Source organism: Candidatus Deferrimicrobiaceae bacterium, from assembly GCA_035256765.1.
GTDB lineage: Bacteria > Desulfobacterota > Deferrimicrobia > Deferrimicrobiales > Deferrimicrobiaceae > CSP1-8.
In genome coordinates, this window is record DATEXR010000153.1 from 1 (window position 1) to 1,212 (window position 1,212).

1 protein-coding gene is annotated in these 1,212 nt (G+C 65.2%); it reads right to left on the minus strand.

The window, feature by feature from the left end; translation table 11 throughout:
* Window positions 1-62: 62 nt before the first annotated feature.
* The gene (locus VJ307_05335; protein HJX73563.1) at window positions 63-1,067 is read right to left on the minus strand and encodes an NAD(P)/FAD-dependent oxidoreductase; all 1,005 of its coding nucleotides are present in this window, start codon (window positions 1,065-1,067) and stop codon (window positions 63-65) included.
* Window positions 1,068-1,212 lie beyond the last annotated feature (145 nt).

A 1,212-nucleotide genomic window follows, 5' to 3' on the forward strand; every position in this document is an offset into this window, starting at 1 on the left:
GGGGCCGCAGGGGAGGAAGAGTTCTAAGGAACGTCCCGGTTCTTGGGGTGGAATGTCCCCGCCTACTTCACCCGCTCTAGCAGCGGCGACCCGTAGAGGAGCCCGAAGTAATCCTCGGTGTTCCGGATGTAGAGCTTCCCGCCGCCGGCCATGTTCTCCCCGGCGAGCGCCCCCTGCTTCATCGCGCTGCGCCACCCGAAATTGATCCGGCTCTCCCGGCGGTTGATGTCGAACACCTCGGCGCAGTCGCCCGCCGCGAAGATGTTGGAGACGTTCGTCCGCAGGTACTCGTCCACGAGGATCCCCGTGCCGACCTTCACGCCGCTTCCCTCGAGGAACTGGACGACGGGGAGCCTCTCGGTGGCGACCACGACCATCTGGCAGAGGATCTCCTCGCCGCCGGACGTGTAGACGATGTAGGTCCTCCCGTCGAGGTCGAGGACGTCGGCGATGTCCGTCCCCTCCTTGATCGTGACGCCGTTGTTCCGAAGCTTCTCCGCGACCTTCACCTCGAGTTCGCCGGAAATCGGGTTTCCGAACCGGGGAAGGCCGGGGTTGACCCAGATCACCTGCTGCCCCAGCTTCCGGAGCGCCCGCGCCGCCTCCAGGCCGAGGTATCCCGGCCCGAACACGACCGACACGTCGGAGCGGAGCGCGCGCGCCTTGATCCGGAGCGCATCGCCCAGGGAGTTGAGCGACAGGAAGGCCCCGAAGCTTCCCATCAGGCCCAGGGGGAGGATCGGCTTCCCCCCTGTGGCGATGCAGAGGAAGTTATAGGTCTCCTCGGTCCCGTCGGAGAAGAGGATCCGGTTCTTCGCGGCGTCCACCCGTCTCGCCCGCTTGCCCGACTTGATCGTGATCCTCTCGGCGGCGAGGTCTTTCCCCTGCGGGTCCGAGATCGCGGAGGCGTCGATCTCGCCGGAGATGAGGTCGGGAAGGTTGGGCCGCAAGTAGGGGGCGGCGAACTCCTCGGTGACGATGACGACTTCGGCGTCCTTCTCCATTTTCCGGGCGGCCTTCGCGGCCGCGATCCCGGCCGGCCCGCTTCCGAGAATCAGGTGGCGCATGAAGAAAGTCCTCCGTGGGTGAATTTGCGTCGGGAAAGGTACATAGTAATGCGTGGAGCCGGAAAAGGAAAACCGAAATTCACGTGGGCGGGGACACTCCGGGGACATTCCTATTTCGAGTCGTATGCTGAGGAGTGTCCCCGCC

Bases quoted from the DNA above. Each gene is read 5' to 3' on its own strand.
- VJ307_05335 (HJX73563.1), bottom strand. From the start codon at position 1,067: ATGCGCCACCTGATTCTCGGAAGCGGGCCGGCCGGGATCGCGGCCGCG.